Source organism: Acinetobacter sp. Brlt_5 (genome assembly GCF_051949055.1).
In the GTDB taxonomy this organism is placed as follows: domain Bacteria; phylum Pseudomonadota; class Gammaproteobacteria; order Pseudomonadales; family Moraxellaceae; genus Acinetobacter; species Acinetobacter indicus.
In genome coordinates, this window is record NZ_JAYJLP010000026.1 from 1 (window position 1) to 21714 (window position 21714).

General features: G+C 50.9%; 13 protein-coding genes. 9 read left to right on the forward strand and 4 right to left on the reverse strand.

Annotated elements, in window-relative coordinates:
- Positions 1–724 precede the first annotated feature (724 nt).
- From recD to VF685_RS13265, 3 genes are all read right to left on the reverse strand, one after another.
- Positions 725–2500, reverse strand: coding sequence for an exodeoxyribonuclease V subunit alpha (gene recD / locus VF685_RS13255; protein WP_286385133.1), 1776 nt, complete (start codon positions 2498–2500; stop codon positions 725–727).
- A gap of 62 nt (positions 2501–2562) precedes the next feature.
- Positions 2563–6279 (reverse strand): UvrD-helicase domain-containing protein, encoded by a 3717-nt coding sequence (locus tag VF685_RS13260; RefSeq protein WP_286385131.1) that lies wholly within the window; start codon positions 6277–6279, stop codon positions 2563–2565.
- Between the two features lie 3 nt (positions 6280–6282).
- Complete coding sequence (locus VF685_RS13265; protein WP_440203667.1) at positions 6283–9969, reverse strand: exodeoxyribonuclease V subunit gamma; 3687 nt, start codon at positions 9967–9969, stop codon at positions 6283–6285.
- A gap of 181 nt (positions 9970–10150) precedes the next feature.
- Here VF685_RS13265 and VF685_RS13270 point away from each other — a divergent pair, with 181 nt between their 5' ends.
- Entirely contained in the window at positions 10151–10657 is a 507-nt protein-coding gene (locus VF685_RS13270) for a hypothetical protein (protein WP_005181834.1), read from the forward strand.
- Positions 10658–10731: 74 nt separating this feature from the next.
- Here VF685_RS13270 and pap read toward each other — a convergent pair whose 3' ends face one another.
- Positions 10732–12156, reverse strand: a complete 1425-nt coding sequence (gene pap / locus VF685_RS13275; protein WP_104505587.1) for a polyphosphate:AMP phosphotransferase — start codon at positions 12154–12156, stop codon at positions 10732–10734.
- A 207-nt stretch (positions 12157–12363) separates the two neighbouring features.
- Between pap and VF685_RS13280 the strand changes: the two genes are divergently transcribed.
- From VF685_RS13280 to VF685_RS13315, 8 genes are all read left to right on the forward strand, one after another.
- Positions 12364–13068, forward strand: a complete 705-nt coding sequence (locus VF685_RS13280) for an FFLEELY motif protein (protein ID WP_104471774.1) — start codon at positions 12364–12366, stop codon at positions 13066–13068.
- Between the two features lie 207 nt (positions 13069–13275).
- Entirely contained in the window at positions 13276–14217 is a 942-nt protein-coding gene (gene ubiE, locus VF685_RS13285) for a bifunctional demethylmenaquinone methyltransferase/2-methoxy-6-polyprenyl-1,4-benzoquinol methylase UbiE (RefSeq protein WP_286385126.1), read from the forward strand.
- 19 nt (positions 14218–14236) lie between these two features.
- Positions 14237–14908, forward strand: a complete 672-nt coding sequence (locus VF685_RS13290; RefSeq protein WP_104471776.1) for a ubiquinone biosynthesis accessory factor UbiJ — start codon at positions 14237–14239, stop codon at positions 14906–14908.
- Between the two features lie 12 nt (positions 14909–14920).
- The gene (locus tag VF685_RS13295; protein WP_104471778.1) at positions 14921–16540 is read left to right on the forward strand and encodes an ABC1 kinase family protein; all 1620 of its coding nucleotides are present in this window, start codon (positions 14921–14923) and stop codon (positions 16538–16540) included.
- A gap of 195 nt (positions 16541–16735) precedes the next feature.
- A complete protein-coding gene (locus VF685_RS13300; RefSeq protein WP_005181814.1) occupies positions 16736–17812 on the forward strand; it encodes a patatin-like phospholipase family protein in 1077 nt (358 codons plus the stop codon).
- Positions 17813–17960: 148 nt separating this feature from the next.
- Positions 17961–18746, forward strand: a complete 786-nt coding sequence (gene hisIE, locus VF685_RS13305; protein ID WP_005181811.1) for a bifunctional phosphoribosyl-AMP cyclohydrolase/phosphoribosyl-ATP diphosphatase HisIE — start codon at positions 17961–17963, stop codon at positions 18744–18746.
- Positions 18747–18757: 11 nt separating this feature from the next.
- Positions 18758–20260, forward strand: coding sequence for a UvrD-helicase domain-containing protein (locus tag VF685_RS13310; protein ID WP_005181808.1), 1503 nt, complete (start codon positions 18758–18760; stop codon positions 20258–20260).
- 16 nt (positions 20261–20276) lie between these two features.
- The gene (locus VF685_RS13315) at positions 20277–21644 is read left to right on the forward strand and encodes an AAA family ATPase (protein WP_286385122.1); all 1368 of its coding nucleotides are present in this window, start codon (positions 20277–20279) and stop codon (positions 21642–21644) included.
- Positions 21645–21714 lie beyond the last annotated feature (70 nt).

Below are 21714 nucleotides of genomic sequence, written 5' to 3' on the forward strand. Positions count from 1 at the left end.
ACAATGTTTGTCTTTTATACGTAATTTAAGTGTTTTCATGGGCTTATATTAGCTCATATCAGGCTTAATATATTGTTTTTTAGCAATTAAACGACATTTCATGTCGTGTCGCTTATATCTCTGACCTGAAAGACAGAGGTTTACGCTCCATTTGATAAAACACCGAGTAGAAGCCCAAGATGATCAAACGCAAATAAGCCAAGATGGAATAAAAATAGCCCGGGAATAAATTCCCGGGCTATTTTTTGCGCTGTAGTTTCTTCTTTTTTCGTTGTTCTAATTTTATTTATTGTGATGTATAGCGAGGCTTTGGCCTTCTTCTAATCAACATTCCCTGTTTTAATTGGCTTTCCTTATGTGATAGATTTTGCCACAAGCCCTTGGGGAAAGAAGCAGATAATTACCTCTCTCCTTGTACGTTTTCGCTTACGTCGATGAATGACGCTTCATTTTTTTGATTTTGAACTGCCAATAAAAAAGCCCTGTAGTCTCTCCCAAAACTACAAGGCTTAGCGGCTGTAAGTTTCCTCTTTTTTTCACCTACTTCAATGTAAGCTCGCTGTCTCTCGACTTTCTTATTCTGGTTTTGCGATTTTCCTCAACTTTCCGTGTTGAGCTTTTGTGTGAAGTCATCTTCTCAAAAACTCAGGCAAAGCTCTATGCGCAAATTTCTCGAATCGTTGTAAGCATTTTCTTACAACGGCCGGGTTTATTTATGCCAACTTTATAATGACAAATGTTCATTTACTTTTTCTAACACACCACTGTTACGGCTGGTTTTCACGGTTAAGGCCTGTACCAGCGCCTGCCGGTCGGCCAGTAAACTCACCACCGATTTGGCCCGGGTAATGGCGGTATAGATCAGTTCCTTGCTCAGCAGATTCTGTGCGGCCTGATCCAGCACCACCGCCACATGCTGAAACTCCGAACCTTGAGATTTATGAATGGTCAGAGCAAATGCGGTTTCAATATTTTTTGGCAAGCGTGTGGCTGGCACCCATTTATCCAGACTCGGGAAATACACTTCAAACTGCCGGTTGCCCTCACGCAGACGTTGCAGACACAGGCCAATATCACCGTTGGACAGGCCGAGCTGATAGTCGTTATAGGTCATCATTACCGGCCGGCCGACATACCAGTCGCCCTGCTTGGCCATGTCCAGAGCCAGTTGCTGCAACAAACGCTGCTCAATCTGCATGTTCAGCTGTTGCAAGCCCAAGCCACCATGCCGAATTGCAGTCAGAATCCGATACTGGTCAAAGGCTTTCACCACCTGCGCCACCACCGCGTCCGGATCATCGGCCTGTAAATACTGTTTTAGGCTGTGCACATAGCCCTGATAGCCCAGCATCAGTTTGTCATAATAGCCCTGCCCGGCTATGGGATCCGGGGCTTCATCGGGTAAATATTCCAGTTGCAGTACATCGGCCATGTCCTGCGTTAAAGTTACGGCCTGTAATTCGCCCGGCTGTACCAGCTGTGCGGCAAACTGCTGCAAGATTTGCGCGGCCGGCTGTTCAGCCGTTTGCTGCTGAATAAAGCGGGCCATTTCACCAATTAAGGCACCGGCTTTAAAACGGCGACTGGTGACCAGATGCACATGATTATCTGCCAGTGCCGGCACCTGCTGTAAATCGGCCAGCACCGAACCAACATCGACCGACGCCAGCTGCTGCGCATCCCCAAGTAAAATCACCCGGGTCTGTTCAGCAATGGCATTGAACAGCATGCTGGCCAGATTCAGGTCCAGCATGGAAGCTTCATCAATCACAATCAGGTCATAAGGCAACGGCTGCCGGGCATGAAAACGTGGCTGCTGCCGGTTGCCAAGGCCCAAAAGCCGGTGGATGGTAATCGGGGTCAGGCGTTTGAGATCGTCACTGACCAGATTGGCAATTTTCGGATCATCAAAGGAATTCTGCAGTGCTTCTTTCATACGCTGCGCGGCTTTTCCGGTCGGGGCCGCCATGGCAATCCGGATTTCCGGCAAGGCCTGGTTTAGCACGGCAATAATCCGCGCCAAAGTATAGGTTTTACCGGTACCCGGGCCGCCCGTAATCAGGTTAAAAGCGGTAGTCGCGGTCATTTTGAGCGCCTGCTGCTGGTGCTGGTCTTCCAATAAATGCAGATAGTCCGACACATCTACCGCCGTAACAGCTTGCTGTTTTAAGCGTGCCACCTGCTGTGCCAGCGCCGACTCCAGCGCCCAATAACGGTACAGGTATAAATGCTGCTGGTCATAAATAAACGGCGCCACCGAACCCGGTTCAGAACCGGAACCGACCAGATTGGCCAACGCTGCCACCTGTTCGGCAGATGCGGCTATACAGCTGTCACCATTGAGAGTAGCCTCCAGCAACTGCGCGATGATTTTAGCGGAATCTTCTCGCTTTTCCGCCTGAAAAAAAGGCGCCTGTAAAAGATAGTTACTCCAAAGCGCAAACCATGCCGGGGTTTGGGTTTCAGGCGTTGCTGCTAAAACTGTCCGCTGGTTGTCCACACTATTATCCTCAAAGTTATCCACATGCTAAATCATTCTTTCTTTAAATGTTATTAAATGATTTAGGCAATTTTCCCCAGTTGATCGACAGTTGGATTCCCCAACAGTGCATCCAGTCGCAAAATAAACTCGACCGGCGGTTTCCAATGGTACACGCCCTGCCCGGCCTGACCATTCATGCCACGCAAATACAAATAGCTGGCCCCACCTAAATGTTGATAAATATCGTAATTTTCCAGATGGACTTTCAGGTAGCGATGCAGGGCTACCAGATACAGACCGGCCTGCAGCCAGTAACTGGACTGTGACATGCTGGCCTGCACCGAGGCCGCCTGATAATGCGACTGATCGGCGCCTAAAAAGTTACTTTTATAATCGGCAATATGGTAACGGTGGCCATCAAAATACACCAGGTCAATCGAACCGGTTAAATAGCGCGCCGAATTGGCATCATGAAAATCCAGCATCTGAATGCCATATTCATCAAACAGCTGATGAATCCGCTTGATCGCCAAGACCTGATCGGACAAGGACAGATAAAACGGAAATTCTGCCAGATGCTGCTCGGGCGCCAGCTGTTTTAACTGAAAGCCCGGATGCAGCGGTGTACTCAGCACATCCAGCAGCCATGCCGACAGCCAGCTCAGCAAGATTTCCTCCGTATGTTCCGGATATTCCTGACTAAACTTGTCCTGCAGCTCCTGCCACAAGGAAGGATAATCATTTTTAAAACGGCGCTGGATTTCCAGCGGCCAGTCCTGCTGATCCTGAAAATCAATGTGTTCAAAAATCTCATGCAGGAAATTACCGGCCAGCGTACCCATCGGGAACTGGCGTTTAATCCAGGCAATCGGCTGATTCAGGATGTCGACATCAGCCACCGCTACTGGCTGATGCAGTTCATCAGAGGCACTGCTGTGCTGCTCAATATGAGCCGCCAGCGCATCAATCGCCTGTTTACGGCTTAAATGCTGGGCCAGGGCACTGAAACTGGTTTTACTGCGCGGATAGAAACGCTGCTGCGGGAAAGTCTTTGCCGTTAATGGTAGCGTCTGCTCATGCTGCTGCAGCTTCAGCTTTGGCGGCTTTTCAGTCAGCAATGCTTCATCGCCACAATGCGGATGCTGGAAAACGTCACTGCCCTGACCGCGCCAGAAAGCCAGACCGGAACAGGATTTGCCGCTCTGATCCTGCAAAATGGCATAGACCCGATGGCTGGCCCGGGTCAGCGCCACATACCACAGACGGCGTTGCTCAGCTTCGGCCCGAAGCTGATGCTGCTGTTGATCCTCTGCACTGAGCAAGGCTGCTGCATTTACCGCAATCAGACGCTGCTGCTCGGTTTGACCGGTCAGCGGATTGACCGCCTGAATGGTCGAGAAATTCAGGGTTTTGTTGACCTCGCGAAAGTCCTTATCAGCCCCCAGCAAAAACACCACTTTAAATTCCAGCCCTTTGGACTGGTGGATGGTCATCAGCTGTACCCCGGCGGCATTGGACAGTTTTCGCTCCAGTTCCCACTCGCGTTCACTTGGCGCCTGCAACTGTTTTAAATACCACTGATACAGGGTTTGTGCACCCTGATAATGTTCGCTGTGCTGGCTAAGCAGTTCGCTTAAATGGCGCAGATTGACCACCACCCGTTCATTGTCACGGCTGTGATGGGCGACCAGATTTTCCCAGACCTGAAACAGGTTCAGGGCATATTGCCAGGCACTTAAAAAGCCTTTTTCAAACCAGATGCTGCGGATGCCGTCAAAATCATCCATAAACTGGCTCAAGCCAGCCGGATGGGCCTCCAGTTCCAGTAAGCGCTGTAAATTAAAATTCAGCAGGCGGCTTAACAAGGCTCTTTTGACTTTGGCTTCATCATAAGGATGCATAATTGCGATCAGCACCGCCCCCACATCTTTGGCGATCTGGCTGTCAAACACACTGCGTTTGGATGGACGGTTCACCCGAATCCCGAGCCGCTCCAGCTCGTACTGCACCTTGTCCAGCCCGTCATGGTTTTTGGACAGCACCGCAATATCATCTTCAATTAGCGGGCTGCGCTCCTGACCATTGTGCAGATAGATTTGCTGCTGCGCCGCCTGATTTAAAAGCGCCCGGATTTTCCAGGCCACCTGCAATGCTTCATTATTTTTGTCTTCTAGCATTAACCAGCGCAAGGGCTGCCGGTTCTCCCCTTGCCCGTCAATTAAGGCCGGATGGGGACGAGGTCCGGCTTCTACCAGGCTATATTGCACCTCTTCACCAAAATCCATCTGGCGCTGGAACAAGGCGTCCACCACTTCCACCAGAGCCGGAATAGAACGATGATTGTATTTCAGGCTATACAGGTGCCCCTGTTTGGCCTGCACATCGGCCCGGGCCTTGTTATAGGTCAGCATATCACCGCCGCGGAAACCGTAAATGGCCTGTTTTGGATCACCGACCATAATCATGCAGCCCTGCTGATAATAGCGGGCATGACGCCAGATACTGGCCAGCATACTGTCCTGATCCTGGTTGGTATCCTGAAATTCATCGACCAGAATCAGCGGATATTTACTGTGCACAAACTGGGCAAAACGCAGTCCCTGCTCGCCCTGCAAGGCTTCCGACAGGCTGCGGATCTGCTGGGCAAAGGTGGTTTCACCTTTTTGCTGCAACACCTGCGGCAGGCGTTTTTTTACTTCACGGCTTAAATAGTATTTGAGATAGGCATCCAGCAGCTCTAAATCCAGTTGCAGTTGCTGCAACTGCTGGCAGAAGGCTTTCAGCCGTTGAATCACCGCATGCTGTTCAAATTGCGTCAGCACCTCGTCCGGGCATTTGTTCAGCACTTTTTTGGTGGATAAATCGGTACACAGCTTTAAGGTTTTTTCAAAATGTGGTGCAAACAAGGCATAGCCGCGTTGCTGGGACAACGCCTTTAGTAATGCCGGCAAAGCCTCGCATAAGGTGTGTTGCATCAGCTGATTGGTGCGCCACTTTTTTCCGACCAGTGCAGCGTACTGGCCCTGCGCCAGATAATAGTCGCTCAGGCTGTCGACATCGGCCAGATCCAGCTGTAACAGCTCATCAATGGCTGCTTCAAACTGGTTTAAATCCAGTTCGGGCGCCGGTACTTCACGAAACTGGGCCGAGGCAAAATTCAGGGTATTTTCAACAATACCCACATAGGCGTCGACATGCTTGAGTTTCTTTTGCAACAGCAGATAATTCACCACCTGCTGTGGCTGGGCCTGCAGCCATTGCCGCAGCACATCATGAATCAGCTGATGCACATAACTTTTGGCATCATCAGTAATATCGGCGCGTTCAATCTTGCCACATTCAAAACTGAATTCTCGCAACAACTTCTGGCTAAAACTGTCTAAGGTACCCACAAACAGTTCATCCAGCTGGTCAATCACCAGCTTGAGCCGGTCACGGGCAAAGTCCGGTTTGGCAGCATAATCCGCCAGCACTTTTTGCAATAGCGGATCGGACTCAGTCTGGGCCTTGGCTTGCAGTTCGGCTTCAGTATAGGACTGGCACTGTTCAAAATAACGTAGGGTTTCAACCAGACGTGCGCGAATCCGGCTTTTCAGCTCGGCCGCGGCGGCACGGGTAAAGGTGGTCGCCACCACCTGATGGGGTAAATAGGCTTCCAGAAAAATCCGCACAATCAGGCTGGATAAGGTATAGGTCTTGCCGGTGCCAGCCGAAGCTTCAATCCAGTGCAGCCCCTTGAACTGCATGTCGGTAATGGGCTGGAAAGATAGTGGCGAAGAATGTGGAGTAGCGGCCATCATTTACTCCTCAAGCGTCTGCTGGTGCCAGAAAATCGGCTGGTATAAATCATAGGAAAACTGTTCACAGGCATGCGCCAATAATAAACTGGCATCCTGCTCCTGCAAAATAAACTGCCAGTCACGATGATGCTTGCAGGCTTCGTTGTCGGCCACCGAAAAGGCACTAAACTGGCCCGAATCATTCCAGTCCTTATACAGCCCCTCCAGATCTTTCAGCTGCATACGCTGTTCGGCATCGGGTTCCCATTCATGCTGCTTGCCTTTTTCCGCCACTTTCAGCAGCAAGGCCGATGGCAGCACCAAAGGCTGGCGCTGGCCATAGTCCCAAGCCTTAAACCAGTGTTCCAGCCACTGTCTGGCCTGATTGGAACTGACTCCTTCACAGCAGACGGTATCATCACTAAATACCACAATCCGCTGATGCTGCTGGCCGCCATCACCCAGATTCAGATAGGCCAGCCAGAGCAGATATTCCAGCCAGAGTGCGGTACGGCGTTTGGCACGCGCACTGGACGCTTCCAGACTAACCCAGCGCTCGGCGCCCTGTTTTGGCAGGGTCAGGCGGATGTGCAAGTCAGGACGCACTTTCCAGACCTGTCGGGTGATAGTCGTTTCACTCGGTGCATAGTGCTGCAAGCGGGCCTGTAGCTGCTGCTGTTCGACCAGACTCATGGTCCAGCTGCCTTCACGAATTTTGCCAATCGGCAGGCGGTCTTGTAACAGTGCCGGATCGGGCGTATCGTGCTGCTGTTTCAGAAAATCGCGGATGGTATAACGGCCTAAACCATCCAGCAATAACGGCTCGGCCTGATCGCTGCGCTGTTCCGGACGTAGGTTTTCCACCCCGACACTTTTTAAATACAGCCGCGCCGGGAAAATCATGTCCTGAATCCATTGCTGGCTGTCCAGCACCTGCAAATCCTGGGTCAATAAAGGATAAGGCTGATTGGCCCAGTGACTGCGCTGCCCACCCGGCTGACGAATCTGCTGTGCCACTGCATACCACTGGTCCTGAAAACGGATGATCTCGCTGGATTCAAAACCGAGCGGATCAAACGGCTGTAAACGGTGCACACAGTACAGCTGACGCAACTGCTCCGGCACCTCAATCCCGTCAATACTCACGGTCTGGTTCAGCGCAGACTCGGGCTGCGGCGCGGCAACAATCAGCGCCAGATGCTGAATCAGCTCCTGCAAGATGCTGGACGGATCACGCACCTGCCCGTCATTGACATCAAAGCCGTTATAAAACAGCCAGACCTTGTCCTGCGCCAATAGCAGTGCATCCAAAAATGCGCCCTGATCATCTTCCAGACGCGAGCGGTCACCCAGTTGCGGTTTCAGCAACTGCATTAAATCGAATGGCAGCTGCACATTACGATTCGGGAATTTGCCACTGTCCAGATTCAGCATCACCACCAGTTTATACGGCAGTGGACGCAGCTGGCCCAGCTGGCAAAAGGTAATCTGGCCGCTTGGTTCAGCCTGTTCCAGTTGCGCCGCCAGCTGTGCTTCAATTTCTTCCAATATATACGGCAAAGGCAGACTTAAGGCCGCCAGTGCATGCCGGTCCTGCTCATCATAATAGCTGGCCAAAGTCAGCATACGGTATTGCTTTTTAATGATTTTATAGACGTTTTCCAGCGCGGTGACACCAGCTGCACTAAACTCGTCAATGTCTTGCATTAAGCGTTTTAGCCACTGTTCGGCCCGCGTGTTCTCGCCGCGTTCATGCGCAATCATCCAGTGCCGGCGCTCAGCCAGATCCTGATAAATCTGGATCAGTTTGGCAATCAGTTCAAAATCGGCCGGCATTACCTCGGCAAAACATAGCGTATCCTGAAACAGGGTATGCTCCGGAATGGCCAGCCCCAGCGCCAGACGATCCAGCGCAAATTTAAAGCTGAAGCGATAATCCTGATCATCGGCGCTCAGGCTGCGCTGCAAATGCTCGGCATCAAAACCGCGTTTAAAACCAGCGGCACTGAGCAGTTCCAGCAGACGCTCCAGCTGGGCAATGTCCAGCTCATAACGCTGCAAACTGGCCGCTAGCCCAAGCCAATCAGCAAATTCATCCAGACTAAAGCGGCCCTGTAACAGACGAATCCGGCCAGCCACGGCGCGCCAGGCATTGCTGACATCCAGCTGGCTGACCCCGGCAATCTGAATTGGCAAATACACGCTGTGCTGGGCCAACCTGCTGCTGTCATGTGAGGGACTGCCCAGATCACGCGCACTCGGTGGCGGCGCAAAGACACTGCGGATTAAAGGTTCGATCTCTTTTAAATTCGGACTCAAAACCAGAATATCGCTTGGCCGGCGCGGCTGCTCTTTCGTGCCTTGCGACAGCCAGTGCAGCAGCTGGTCTTTTAACACTTCCAGCTGACGCAGACTGGAATGGCAGACATGAATCTGGATGGAATCATCATGCTGCTCTAAAGCATATTGATGCGCGGCCGGTTCATTTAAATACAGGATATCGGCCTGCAGCTTGCCCAATAAGCTGGGCTGATAGTCATCAATAAACAGATCGGCCCACACGCCTTCTTCACCGGAAGATAAGGCAGAGAGTAAGGAGAAATGATCGCGTGCCTGCTTGCCCAGACGGGTCAGCAAGGGATGACGCGACTCACGGTTCTGGGCATTAAAATGCAGAGTAAACTGCTCGAAAAACTGAGCAATCTCGGCATCATTGGCCTGTGGATGCTGCGCCAGAAAACGCTGTTTCACCCGCGCATCATAACGTGCCTTCCAGTTCGGATCGACGCTGTCGGCCCAGTACTCCTGTGAAGGGTTGTAATGCAGGATAAAAATTTCAATGTACTGACCTAAACGGCGCAGGAACTGTAACTGCTGCGGCGGCAAGTCCAGCAAGGTAAATACCACCAGCTGTTTCGGTAATTTGCGTAGCGCCTTGCCCGGCTGCTCCGGACTGCCCAGCGCCTGCCAGAACAGCTGGTCAATCTGCTGCATCTGCTCAAAATCTTCATGAAAAACTGCCTGCCACAGCCAGCGCTGCCACGCCTCCAGTTCTTCTGCCTGCTGCAGCATAAAGCCCGACACTTCGCTGTCGGTTTTAAAGAACATCTGCTCCAGATCAAGGGCCTGATCACGGCCCCATTGCATCAGCCAGTTGGTCGGACAGCGGCACTGCTCGCCACAGCCTTTCTGGCAATGCCCGCGATAAGTCATATAGTGGCTAAACAGTTTGGATACCTGTTCGGCCACCCAGTACAGCATGCTCTGTTTTTTCAGCTGGCGTTCCAGCGGCTGTTCCAGCCGGTCAGCACTGGCATAAATCCGCTGGATAATCGGAAACAGCGCATGGCTGGTTGCTAGCGGATTCTGTTCCGGCTGAATAAATTCTTTTAGCGCCTGAAATACGCGCCATTTAATGATAATTCGTGGAATATTGGCTTGACGGACCAAGTCTTTCTGATCGTGCAGCACCCATTGATAGGCACTCCACTGGAAACCGCGAATCCGGTGATGAAACTCGGTATTGGCACAGATGCTTTGATGTTCGGCCAGACGTTGGGTTAACCAGGCTTCCACCGCAGGGGACGGCACAATAAAGTGCTGGGTTTTTAATACCTCCGGCGGATGCGCTGCAGGTTTACGGACTGTCTTCAGCATCGCCTCGACCAGTACATCGACACGCTGACTTTGAATGACATGAATCCCCATAACGCTCTACCCTGTTAAACTTTTGCCATGATATCTACAAAACCATAAAGATTCATTACTATACTTTTGCAGTTGCCTATGTCACTTTTAGCTCATGGTTCGATTCAAAAATGCTTTGAAATACGTACCTTAATAGTGCTTCAATAAAAAAATCGATACACCGCTTAAGGTATTTAATATTATGAAAATAGACAAGATTCCCAACTCGATTGACCCCAATTTAAATTTAGAGCAAGTTCGTGCTGACTGTCTGGAGCTGGTCAAAAAACGGGCCTACGTGTCCGCAGGCGCGGCGGTCATTCCGGTTCCATTTTTAGATGTCGTGATTGACGTCGGTATTTTGTCACAACTGATTCCTGAAATTAATGCCCGTTTTGGTCTGTCGCCGGAACAGGTCAGTGTCTATGACCCGGAAACCAAGCAGATTCACTGGCAGGAACTGCGTAAACGTGGCATTGAATTTTCCGGCCTGGTGGTGGCACGTACCGCCGTCAAAAAATCATTGAACAATGTTGCCGCGAAAGTGATCACGAAGCAAGTCACCAAATTTATTCCTTTAGGCGGACAGCTGGTGGCGGCCAGCCTGGGCTATTTTGTCATGAAGAAAGTCGCCGAAGCGCATGTGGAAGAAAGCTATAAGATTGCCAAAGGCATCCAGCAGAAACAGACCCAGGTGGTCAATGGCTAAGCCTTTTTCCTCAATCTGATGCCGGTCCAGTGACCGGCATTTTTATGGCGGATTCATGTATGGTTGCTGCCGGTTTAATCGGCTTTCAGCTGTTTCAAGATGGTTTTCAGCACTTCAATCCGGGCACTGTTTTTGTCATTGGTGGCAATAATATGCCACGGTGCATCCTCGGTGCTGGTATGGGCAAACATATCGGCTGCGGCATTTAAATAATCATCCCAGCGGTTCCGGTTCCGCCAGTCTTCCTCAGTAATTTTAAAGCGTTTATGCGCAGTCTGTTCACGCGCTTTAAAACGCTGTTCCTGCTCATCTTTGCTAATCGCCAACCAGAACTTGATAATCACGGTCTGATGTTCGGTTAAATCCTGCTCAAAGCGGTTAATTTCCGCATACGCGCGTTGCCATTCCAGGTCACTGGCAAAACCTTCAATCCGCTCCACCAGCACCCGGCCATACCAGGAACGGTCAAAAATACAGATTTTTTCTTCTGGTTGCAGCTTGGTCCAAAAACGCCATAAATAAGGCCGGCGTAATTCATATTTTTCTGGTGCGCCAATGGTATAAATTTCGTATTCACGCGGATCCAGCTTTTTCACAATCCGTTTAATTGCGCCGCCTTTGCCGGCTGCATCCATCCCTTCAAACACAATCACCACGTTGCGGTCATCAAAACGCAAGGCATCGGCCACTTTGCGGCTGAGTTTTTTGAGTTCGGCTTTATAGTCGCCCTCATCCAGCGCGGCATTGTCCGGATTGAGCAAGGCCTCGGGAATCGGCGCCTGCTGCCAGCTCTGCTCAACAGTTTTCGGATGCTCCGGGCAATCTTTAAAAGCCTGTAATACATGCTGGGCAAACTGCTGGTCACGCAGCTGCTCATCTTCACCATCAATAATAATCCAGTCATCGGTAAAGCGCTGGCGCAGCTTTTGCAAGGTGTCGTACTGTTTTTTGTTACGCCAGTCGAGGCCATTCATCTTATGCCAGCGCACTTCGCTCGGGTCCATCTCGTTCAGGCGTTTTTGCAGGGTTTTCCAGGACAGGTCAAACCAGATCTTGACCACATCGACCTGGTTGTTTTTTAAATCCTGTTCAAAGGCCCGAAAACGCTGCACATACTCATCAAACAGGCTGTCATCAAAGGGCTTCGAGACATGGGTGGCGCTGCTGAGCAGATCGCTATACCAGTTGCCAAACAGAATCATGATCTGCCCTTCGGCCGGAATAAAACGGGCATAGGGCTGCCAGAAACTGGTTTTGAAATCAAACAGGTGTGCGGCATCGGCCTTCACATGCAAATAACGCGGATCGACCCATTCACGCAGCTGTTTCACCGCCTCGCCTTTGCCAGCCAGCTCAATGCCGCTGACCAGAATCACCAGACTTTTGGCATTGCTCTGACCGCGGCTGTCTTTTAGGGCATATTGTGCTTCTATCAGCTCGACAGACAGCTGATCTTCATCCATTAACTGAAATTCTGTTTGCGGGTTCTGCTCGGTCATAGGCACACACTCTTGTTTTATTGTTCCGTTCAGTATAACCAGCCTGCTGGCCGGGCGGCTGATGATTTTGTATAGCGCGTCTGTCTGATTTTGTCTATTTCTAGTGCAAACTGACCCGATGATCCTGAATCTGTCACCAATTTGTCATGGCCTGTGCATGTAACTGGCTTTAGAATGCCGCTTAAGTCAAAACAATTGAGACGCTCCATGTCCAAACTTGCGGTTTTAGATGACCTTTTAGAACTTTATAATCAATTTGAATATCATCGCCAGCCGGAAATTTTCACACGTTTGCAGGAAGTGCAGCTGTGGCAGAAACAGCGCATGCAACGCACCCATGCCCCGCATTTTGCCGAAAAAAATAATATGCTGATGGCCGAATATTTTCTAAACCGTTTATACGGCGGCCCCGATTTTGATGCGCTGGCCGGACAGATTGCGCGCCTGACCAAATACGCACATAAAGCAGAAAAACTGATTCCGGAAAATGCCATTAAAACCGGCACCTCGGGGGTGGCCCTGGCCATTTTAGCGGTGCAGCTGGATGAACAGGTTGCCATTCAGCTGTTAAAGGATTATCCGGCGCAGACGCCATTGACCGACGAGATGATGCGCCTGACCTATTTAAAGCTCGATCAGGGCAGCGCGCGTTTAAAACAGCTGGACATGCTGGATGAACTGGGCAAAAGCCTGGACAAATACATGCGCTCCTTTATGGTTTATACCGCCTTTAAAATGTGTAAAGGCGCCGCGCATAAATATAATTTCGATATCATGTACGAGTTTATGCAAGATGGTTTTGTGGCCATGAAACCGCTGAAATCTGCAGAAAAATTTGTCCGCGAATTTACCGCAGTTGAACGCCAGATTATTGACAAAGTGCATCGGGGAGATCCGCAGCCCTTTCAATAAAGCCACATAATTTTTTGCATGTGATGGCCAAAATTTGGTACAAAAACAGCAGTAAAACGAATATGCATTCACGTTCATCAGGATAACAATTCAATTTTCTGTATTTTATTCCTGACAATTGCAGGCCGATGACTGTACAACGCCTAAGAATCTGTCATCATGCTTGCACTGCCACATCAACCCGATTTTCATGTTAGGAGTGACACTATGTCTAATGAAGAGCAAAAGCCTACCCATCCAGAAACGGCAACCAACACAGACAAAGTGAGCCCATTCTTAACCTCGCCATTACCGGAAGGTGCACCACAAGGTCAGCAGCAGTCTCTAGAACAGCGCCTAACCGATACTCCGGTAACGGGCAGCATTCCAAAATACAACCTGCCACGTGGCGCCAATACCGGTAATGTCGGCGCGACCACGCACTTTGGCTACCAGACCGTAAACAGCGAAGAAAAAGCCCAGAAAGTGGCGGAAGTGTTCCATTCGGTGGCCAGCAAATACGACATCATGAATGACCTGATGTCTTTTGGTATTCACCGTTTATGGAAACGCTTTGCGATTAACATGTCGGGTGTGCGTCGTGGCCAGCACGTACTGGATATTGCGGGCGGTACCGGCGACCTGGCCAAAGTTTTTAGCCGTGAAGTTGGTCCAAGCGGCCATGTGGTCCTTTCAGATATTAATGAATCGATGCTGAATGTCGGTCGTGACCGTCTGATTGATGCTGGTTGTACCAATGTCGATTTCGTTCTGGCCAATGCTGAAACACTTGAACCTTTTGCTGACAACAGCTTTGACCTGGTGACCATTTCTTTCGGTTTACGTAATGTGACCGATAAAGATGCTGCACTGCAAGCCATGTACCGCGTGCTTAAGCCAGGCGGCCGTTTACTGATTCTGGAATTCTCAAAACCGGTATTTGAACCGTTCTCGAAACTGTACGACCTGTACTCGTTCACTGCACTGCCAATCATGGGCAAACTGGTGGCGAATGATTCTGAAAGCTATAAATATCTGGCGGAATCAATCCGTATGCACCCAGACCAGCGCACCCTGAAAGGCATGATGGAAAATGCCGGCTTCCAGAACTGTGACTACAACAACCTGACCGGTGGTATTGTGGCGGTGCACCGCGGTTTTAAACTCTAATTCCGAAAAGGACACTGCTATGTGGTCGATTCTGGCCTTAGGTGCCGTTGAACGATGCATCCATCATGTCATTAATCTGGATGCGATTACCCGCATCCAGCTGAACCAGCTACAGGGCAAAACCCTGCGCGTGGTGATGGATGCGCCGCAACTGTCGGTAGATGTATTTTTTGATGAAAACAAGGTGCGGCTGGAGCCGACCGTTACCGGACAGGCAACCCAACCGTCTATTTTCGAGCAGCGCCCGTTTGAGCGCGAACAGCAGCTCAGTGAAGCCACCGCCACCTTGCAGGTCAAGAATGTGGTGGAACTGCTGAAACTGCTGCTGGCCGATGATGTCGGCACCATTCCGGTACAAGGCGACTATAAGCTGCTACAGGACATCCAGCGTATTATCGAGCAGGCCGAACCCGATCTGGCCGCGCATCTGTCGCCATGGGTTGGCCCGACACTGGCACATGAGCTGGGTAAAATCCAGCTGGCGCCCAAGCAGCTGAAAAAAACCTTGCAAAGCCAGCTGTTTTTCGCCGAAGATGCCCTGAAAGAAGATTCCGGCCTGTTTGCACCGCGCTGGCAAATGGATGATCTGCAACAGGATACCCGCATCCTGAACCAGAATATCGACCGCGTAGAGGCCAAGATTCAACAGCTCCGCAAGCAGCTTGAAGACACTCCAGATTCACACGACTAGGTAAAGAGATTTATGATTCCGCACGTTTCACGTTTAATCGAACTTTGGCGTATTGCTGCGCACTATAGACTCGACACGTTGTTCCCTGCGGAAGAATTACCAGAAAAAGCCCGCCATATTCTGAGTCTGATCCGGATGCATCCGGCGGCCTGGTCCAGTAAGGAACGGAAAAATCCGCTCAAGCTGAAACAGGCGCTGGAAGATATGGGACCGCTGGCGATTAAACTCGGTCAGCTGTTATCGACCCGTCGTGACCTGATTCCACCTGAAGTATTACAGCAGCTGGTCTTGCTGCAGGACCGGGTCAAACCCTTTGGTTCCGATGTCGCGCAAATGCGGATTCAGGAATCCTTAAAGGCCGATGTCAACACCCTGTTCGCGCGTTTTGATGAACAGCCGCTGGCAGCTGCTTCAATTGCCCAGGTGCATACCGCTGCTCTGCACGATGGCCGCGAAGTGGTGGTCAAAGTCACCCGTCCTAATATCCGCCAGCAGATTCTGCAGGATTTTGAAATTCTGGAATGGCTCGGCCATTTTCTGGAAAAACGTCTTGAAGCGGCACGCGCGCTGCATTTATCCGAAATTATTCAGGACTATCGCCAGATTATCCTGAAAGAACTCGATCTGACCTTAGAAGCCGATAATACCCGCCGTATGCGTCATTACTTCACCGGCTCCAGCATGATGTATGTGCCGGAAGTGTATATGGACAGCAAAGATGTGATGGTGGCCGAGCGGATTACCGGGGTGCCAATTTCCGATGTGGCCACCTTTGACCGCTTGGGTATGGACCGCGCCGATCTGGCGCAAAAAGGCCTGACCATCTTCTTTACCCAGGTGTTCCGCGACAACTTCTTCCATGCCGACATGCACCCGGGCAATGTGTTTGTAGAAACTATCAATCCGCAAAACCCACGCTTTATTGCACTGGACTGCGCGATTATGGGTGAGCTGTCCAAGCACGACCAGATGACCGTGGCGCGCATGTTACTGGCGGTCATGAACAGCGACTTTATGCAGCTGATCCAGATTGTGCATCAGGCTGGCTGGATTCCACCGGGCACTGATCAGGATGCTTTGGCACGTGAAATGCGCCGCACGGTAGGACCGATGGTCTCCAAACCCATGCATGAGCTGGACTTTGCCGGTATTCTGATTGAAGTGATGGATATTGCCCGCCGTTTCCATCTGGAAATTCCTCCACAGTTGATGCTGCTGCTCAAAACGCTGGTGCATGTTGAAGGGCTGGGCACCGATCTGTATCCGGAACTGGACATCTGGAGTCTGGCCAAACCAATCCTCACCGATTGGGTCAAGGCACAAATGAATCCGCAGAAAAACCTGAAAGAGCTGGGACAAAAAATTCCGGACCTACTGTTGGGTGCGCAGGATTTACCGACCCTGATGATCGACAGCTTAAACGGCCTGAAAAACCAGTCGGCCTGGCATGCCAAACAGCTGAATGAACTGCAAAGCATGCGTCTGCAAATGGAACATCAGCAAAAACGCAGCTGGATCTTTGGCAGCGTAATGGCGATTCTGCTGTCGATTGCGATTATTTCACCGTGGTTTGTCTCAGTCATTCTGATTGTGCTGGCCAGTATTCTGGCAGTCTGGCGCGTGGCCAAATAAGGCGAAATGGGCAAAGTTTCCTGAATCCTTATATTCCTCCATTATTTAAACCGGTCACATGACCGGTTTTTTTATGGCCTGCAATTGCAGATAACATACCGGATGACTGAGCAGTCAGAGAGTGAACATTCCTGCCCTTGTGAGCCTTGGTCACTGGCCTAAAATACAGACAACTGTTTATTTTTCTGCCTGACCATGATCCAGATTCTGCAAAAACGTCCACCTGCCCTCACCCTTCGTGCCGGTCATCTGGCCCGGCAGCTGATTGCCGAGCAGGGCCTACAACCCGATCAGGTCGATATGATTCCGGGTGCTGCCGGTGGTCCAAAAGGTATTGGTATTCAGGGACTGGATCAGGCCATTTTTGGCGAGTTTTTGCCGCAGTCAGCGCAGCGCCGCACCCTGATTGGTTCTTCAATTGGCAGCTGGCGTTTTGCCAGCATTCTGGCCTGGGGCGCCAAAGCAGGTACCGAACGGCTGGCAGACTTATATACCAATCTGAGCTTTCATAAAAAAATGTCACGGCAGGACGTCAGTCATGTCTGCCGCGATATGCTGTTGAATCTGGTCGATGGCAAGGCACAGCAGCTGGTCGATCATCCGGATTATCATCTGACCGTGCTCTCGGTAAAAGCGCAGCACATTTTCCAGAGTGACCGTGCACTGGCCCTACTGGCCTCGGTGGCTGGTATTGTCAGCGGCAATGCACTGGCGCGCAAACACAACCGCCTGTTTATGCAGCGCGTGATCAGCCAGCCAGCTCAAGGCAACCAGTTTCAGGTGCAGGATGATTTCTTTACCCATTATCATGCGCTAACGCCGGACAATGTCACCAGCTGGCTGATGGCTTCGGCCTCAATTCCGGGCGTGATGTCCGCAATTCGGGATATTCCGGAAGCGCCGGGCAGCTACCGCGATGGCGGCCTGATTGACTATCATATTGACCTGCCGTTTCAGAGTCAGGGACTGGTGCTGTATCCGCATTTTACCGATAGCATTACCCCAGGCTGGTTCGACAAAATGCTGAAACACCGCAAAGCCAATCCGGACAATCATGCACGAACCCTGCTGATTTCACCATCAGCCGAATATTTACAGTCTTTACCCTTGGGCCGCCTACCCGACCGTAAAGACTTTAATTTAAAAGGTATGGATCAGGCACAGCGCATTCAGCTCTGGAAGCAATGTATTGCGGAAAGTCAGCGTCTGGGCGATGAGTTTTTAGAACTGGTCGAAAAGCAGTGTTTGCCGGAGGTGTTACAGCCGCTTTAAACAGGACGATAAATGAATGTTAGAGTGGTAACATCCTGAGCGAAAATAGGCAAAGATTTTTTCCTGCAAGCCGGTCAGATACCGTACACTATAGCGTTTGCGCACTGGCGTAATCTCGTTTTTCTGAACAAATTTTGGTGACATACTCATGAATAACTTGCAATGGCTCGATGAAGTAAAATTTAACGAACAGGGATTAGTGCCAGCCATTGCACAGCATCATCAAACCGGTCGGGTGTTGATGGTGGCCTGGATGAACCGCGAAGCGCTGGCCTTAACCGCAGAAAAAAATCAGGCGGTGTATTTTTCCCGTTCACGCAACAAACTCTGGCACAAAGGTGAAGAATCCGGTCATTTCCAGACGGTGCATGAAATCCGTCTGGACTGCGATGCCGATGTGATTATCCTGCAAATTGAACAGCATGGCGGCATTGCCTGCCATACTGGCCGTGAATCCTGCTTCTATCGCAAACTGACTCCGAATGGCTGGGAAATTGTTGATGCGCAGCTGAAAGACCCGAATGCGATTTATGGCGAGAAGTCCAGCAATCCGCACACCTTGGCCATGAATGCCTCCACTGCGCAATCTGAACAGGTCGAAATTCTGAGCTATTTAGGCAAAATGATGGCTGAACGTAAAGCCGCCGATCCGGATTCTTCGTATGTGGCCAAGCTGTATCACAAAGGCCTGAACAAGATTCTGGAAAAAGTTGGTGAAGAAAGCGTAGAAACTATTCTGGCAGCCAAGGAATATCAGGCTGCAGCTTATGAAGACAATAAAAATGACCTGATCTATGAAGTGGCTGACTTATGGTTCCACAGCCTGGTCATGCTCGGCTATTTCAATCTGGACCCGCAACTGATTCTGAATGAACTGGCACGCCGTCAGGGCTTATCCGGTCTGGTGGAAAAAGCCAACCGTACTCAGGCTTAAGCTGTCGCCCTGTGTCTGAGCTGAAGAAACCGACCGCCACCTATGAGCAGGCCACTGCCATTGATAACGCACGTCTGGGTAAATCCTTCAAGGTGATTGCCTATGCCGGCACAGGGAAAACCACTACCCTACAGATGATCAGTGAAGCCATGCCGGAGCGGCGTGGCATGTATCTGGCCTTTAACAAATCCATTGCTGCAGAAGCACAACACAAGTTTCATCGCAATGTCGATTGTCGCACCTTTCACTCGCTGGCCTTCCGTAGTGTTCCACGTGGAGTCACCGACAAACTGCGCCTGCCGCGCCTGAGTCCGAGTTTTATTGCCAAGGAATATCGTCTCGAACCGATTACCCTGCGCCGGATGATGGGTGGCCGCTATGAAAAATATGTGCTGATGCCTTCAAGGCTGGCCAGTCTGGTGGCCAATGCCGTTGGCTATTTCTGCTCGACCAGCTCGCAATATCCGGCACCACGGCATATTCAGGCACCGAACTGGCTGCACCCTGATGATGCCGAGCTGCTGCAAAAACATTTGTATCCGGCAGTGGAACGGCGCTGGCTGGAATCAATTGATCCGAACCATCAGGCCGGAATCGGTCATGATATTTACCTGAAACTGTGGGCGCTGTCGGAACCGAATATTCCGGCCGATTATGTGCTGTTTGATGAAGCGCAAGATGCCGACCCGCTAATGCTGGGGATTCTGCTCAAACAACGCAACACCCAGGTGATTTATGTGGGCGATGCCCATCAGCAAATTTATGCCTGGCGCGGTGCCATCAACGCCATGCAGCAACTGCCTTTGCCGGAGTCGCGCTTAACCACCTCATTCCGTTTTGGTCCGGACATCGCCATGACCGCCAATGCCATTCTCGGCGGCTTAAATGAAACCGTGCCGCTGCTCGGCAACCCGGATTTACATTCCAAAGTGGTGAACAAGCCGCATACCAAACAGCGCGATGCGATTTTATGCCGCACCAATGCCCGGGCGATGGAATTGCTGCTGGCCGGTCTGGTACATGGTGACAAGGTCAGCCTGCAGGCCGACCATGTCAAACTGAACCGTTTTGTCGATGCTGCCAGTATGCTGAAACAGGGCCGCCGCGTCACCGATGTGCCGGAACTGGCCTGGTTTAACTCCTGGCACGATGTACATGAATATTGCGAAACCAATGAAGGCAGCGACATTAAGCCGCTGGTAAAACTGGTGGATGATCATGGTACCGATCCGCTGAAAAAGGCGCTGGCCAAAATCACCCCGATTGGTCAGGCGGACTATATTATTTCAACCGCGCACAAAGCCAAAGGGCTGGAATGGGACCGCGTGCATCTGGAAGATGACTATCAGTTCAAGGTCAATGAACGCGATCATAAAATTAGTGATGAAGAGTTACGATTACTGTACGTGGCCTGCACACGTGCTAAAGTAAGCTTAAATATCCATCATATTTACGATCTGGTGCAACAGCTGAAACAGCAGATGCCGGTGTCCTTGCGTAAGGCGGTGGGTTAAAGCATGCAGGTGACCCATGAAAATTCAGTCTGTCCAGTTCAAGCACATCACCCACTTTACCGACCTTCAGCTACAACTGCATCCGCAGCAACAGCCTGTGGCCTTAATTCTGGGCAATCAGAGTTCCGGTAAAACCTCGCTACTGCGCTTCACCTATCAGGCACTGACCTGGTTTGCTGCCCGCTATAAAGATTTACGCACCTCCGGACTGGTCATGCTTGATCAGGACATTATGCACACCCGGCTGCAGTCCAAAATTGACCTGTGCGTGTGTTTTCCCAAAGACATTGGCAGCCTGCCGGAAAGCAGCGATGCCCAGCAGCAGGACCGTCAGTGCTGCGACTGGCAGCTGTACAAAACCCTGAACAGCAACGGCGTCGGGGTCAGCAAGGCTGAAACCCAGAAACTAGAAAAAATGGTCAGCCTGTACCAGCAGGCGGTAAAACAGGACCCGCTACAAGGCCTGCCATTAATTGCCTATTATCCGGCCGAACGTTTTGTCAATGAGGTCAATCTGCTGAGTAAAAACAATCCGCTGATTTTTCAGGCTGCACATGCCTATGAAATTTCTGCTATCCCCTTCACCACCTTTACACGTTTTTTTGAGTGGTTCCGGGAAATTTCCGATATTGAAAATGCTCAGAGCGCCCAACTGATTGAACAGTTACTGCATCCGCAGCATCCCGACGCAGAACCTCCACGGCGTGACAAACTGATACAGGCACATGCCCAGATGCACGCGCCAAGTCTGCAGGCCCTGCGCGATGCACTACAAATTGTGCTGCCGGAACTGAGCCAGATTTATCTGCAATATCATCCGAAACTGCAATTGATGGTCACCTATCAGGGCAAAACCCAGCTCTATCAGCAGCTGTCCAACAGTATCCGCAACTGGATTGCACTGGTCGGCGATATTGTGCGGCGTTTATGTCTGCTGAATCCTTATAGTCTGTATCCAACTCTAGAAGGCGACGGCATTCTGCTGATTGATCAGGTCGATCATCAGCTCGATCAGGATATGGCCTCGGTAATTCTGGCGCGTTTGCATCAGGCTTTTCCGGCACTGCAGATTATTGCCACCGGTAACCGCACGGCACTCTTGGAAAATGCCGAAGACTATCAATGTTTAAGGCTGGATCAGCAGCAATTGCATCCAATTCATCTGCAACCGGTGCAGGAACAGCTCGACGCCATTTATGCCCAGTTTATGCAGACTGAAGCCAGCAGCAGCGATGAAAGCCTGAGTGAAGCGGTACAGGAGCCGGCCAGCGTGGAGGACCTCTATCAGCAGATTCAGCAGCAACTGAGTGCCGAACAGCAGGAAGCCTTGCTGAAACGGCTGCAAAATGATGATGACACCTCGACCCCGCATCCGTTGCCTTAAATACGGCTTTGAATAGAGGGGAATATCGGAAAATCAGCCGAAAAAATCCGGTCTGATCTAACAATTTCAT

Coding starts and splice junctions, on each gene's coding strand:
- VF685_RS13260 (WP_286385131.1), bottom strand. CDS start 6,279: ATGGCCGCTACTCCACATTCTTCGCCACTATCTTTCCAGCCCATTACC.
- VF685_RS13265 (WP_440203667.1), bottom strand. CDS start 9,969: ATGGGGATTCATGTCATTCAAAGTCAGCGTGTCGATGTACTGGTCGAG.
- VF685_RS13270 (WP_005181834.1), top strand. CDS start 10,151: ATGAAAATAGACAAGATTCCCAACTCGATTGACCCCAATTTAAATTTA.
- pap (WP_104505587.1), bottom strand. CDS start 12,156: ATGACCGAGCAGAACCCGCAAACAGAATTTCAGTTAATGGATGAAGAT.
- VF685_RS13280 (WP_104471774.1), top strand. CDS start 12,364: ATGTCCAAACTTGCGGTTTTAGATGACCTTTTAGAACTTTATAATCAA.
- ubiE (WP_286385126.1), top strand. CDS start 13,276: ATGTCTAATGAAGAGCAAAAGCCTACCCATCCAGAAACGGCAACCAAC.
- VF685_RS13290 (WP_104471776.1), top strand. CDS start 14,237: ATGTGGTCGATTCTGGCCTTAGGTGCCGTTGAACGATGCATCCATCAT.
- VF685_RS13295 (WP_104471778.1), top strand. CDS start 14,921: ATGATTCCGCACGTTTCACGTTTAATCGAACTTTGGCGTATTGCTGCG.
- VF685_RS13300 (WP_005181814.1), top strand. CDS start 16,736: ATGATCCAGATTCTGCAAAAACGTCCACCTGCCCTCACCCTTCGTGCC.
- hisIE (WP_005181811.1), top strand. CDS start 17,961: ATGAATAACTTGCAATGGCTCGATGAAGTAAAATTTAACGAACAGGGA.
- VF685_RS13315 (WP_286385122.1), top strand. CDS start 20,277: ATGAAAATTCAGTCTGTCCAGTTCAAGCACATCACCCACTTTACCGAC.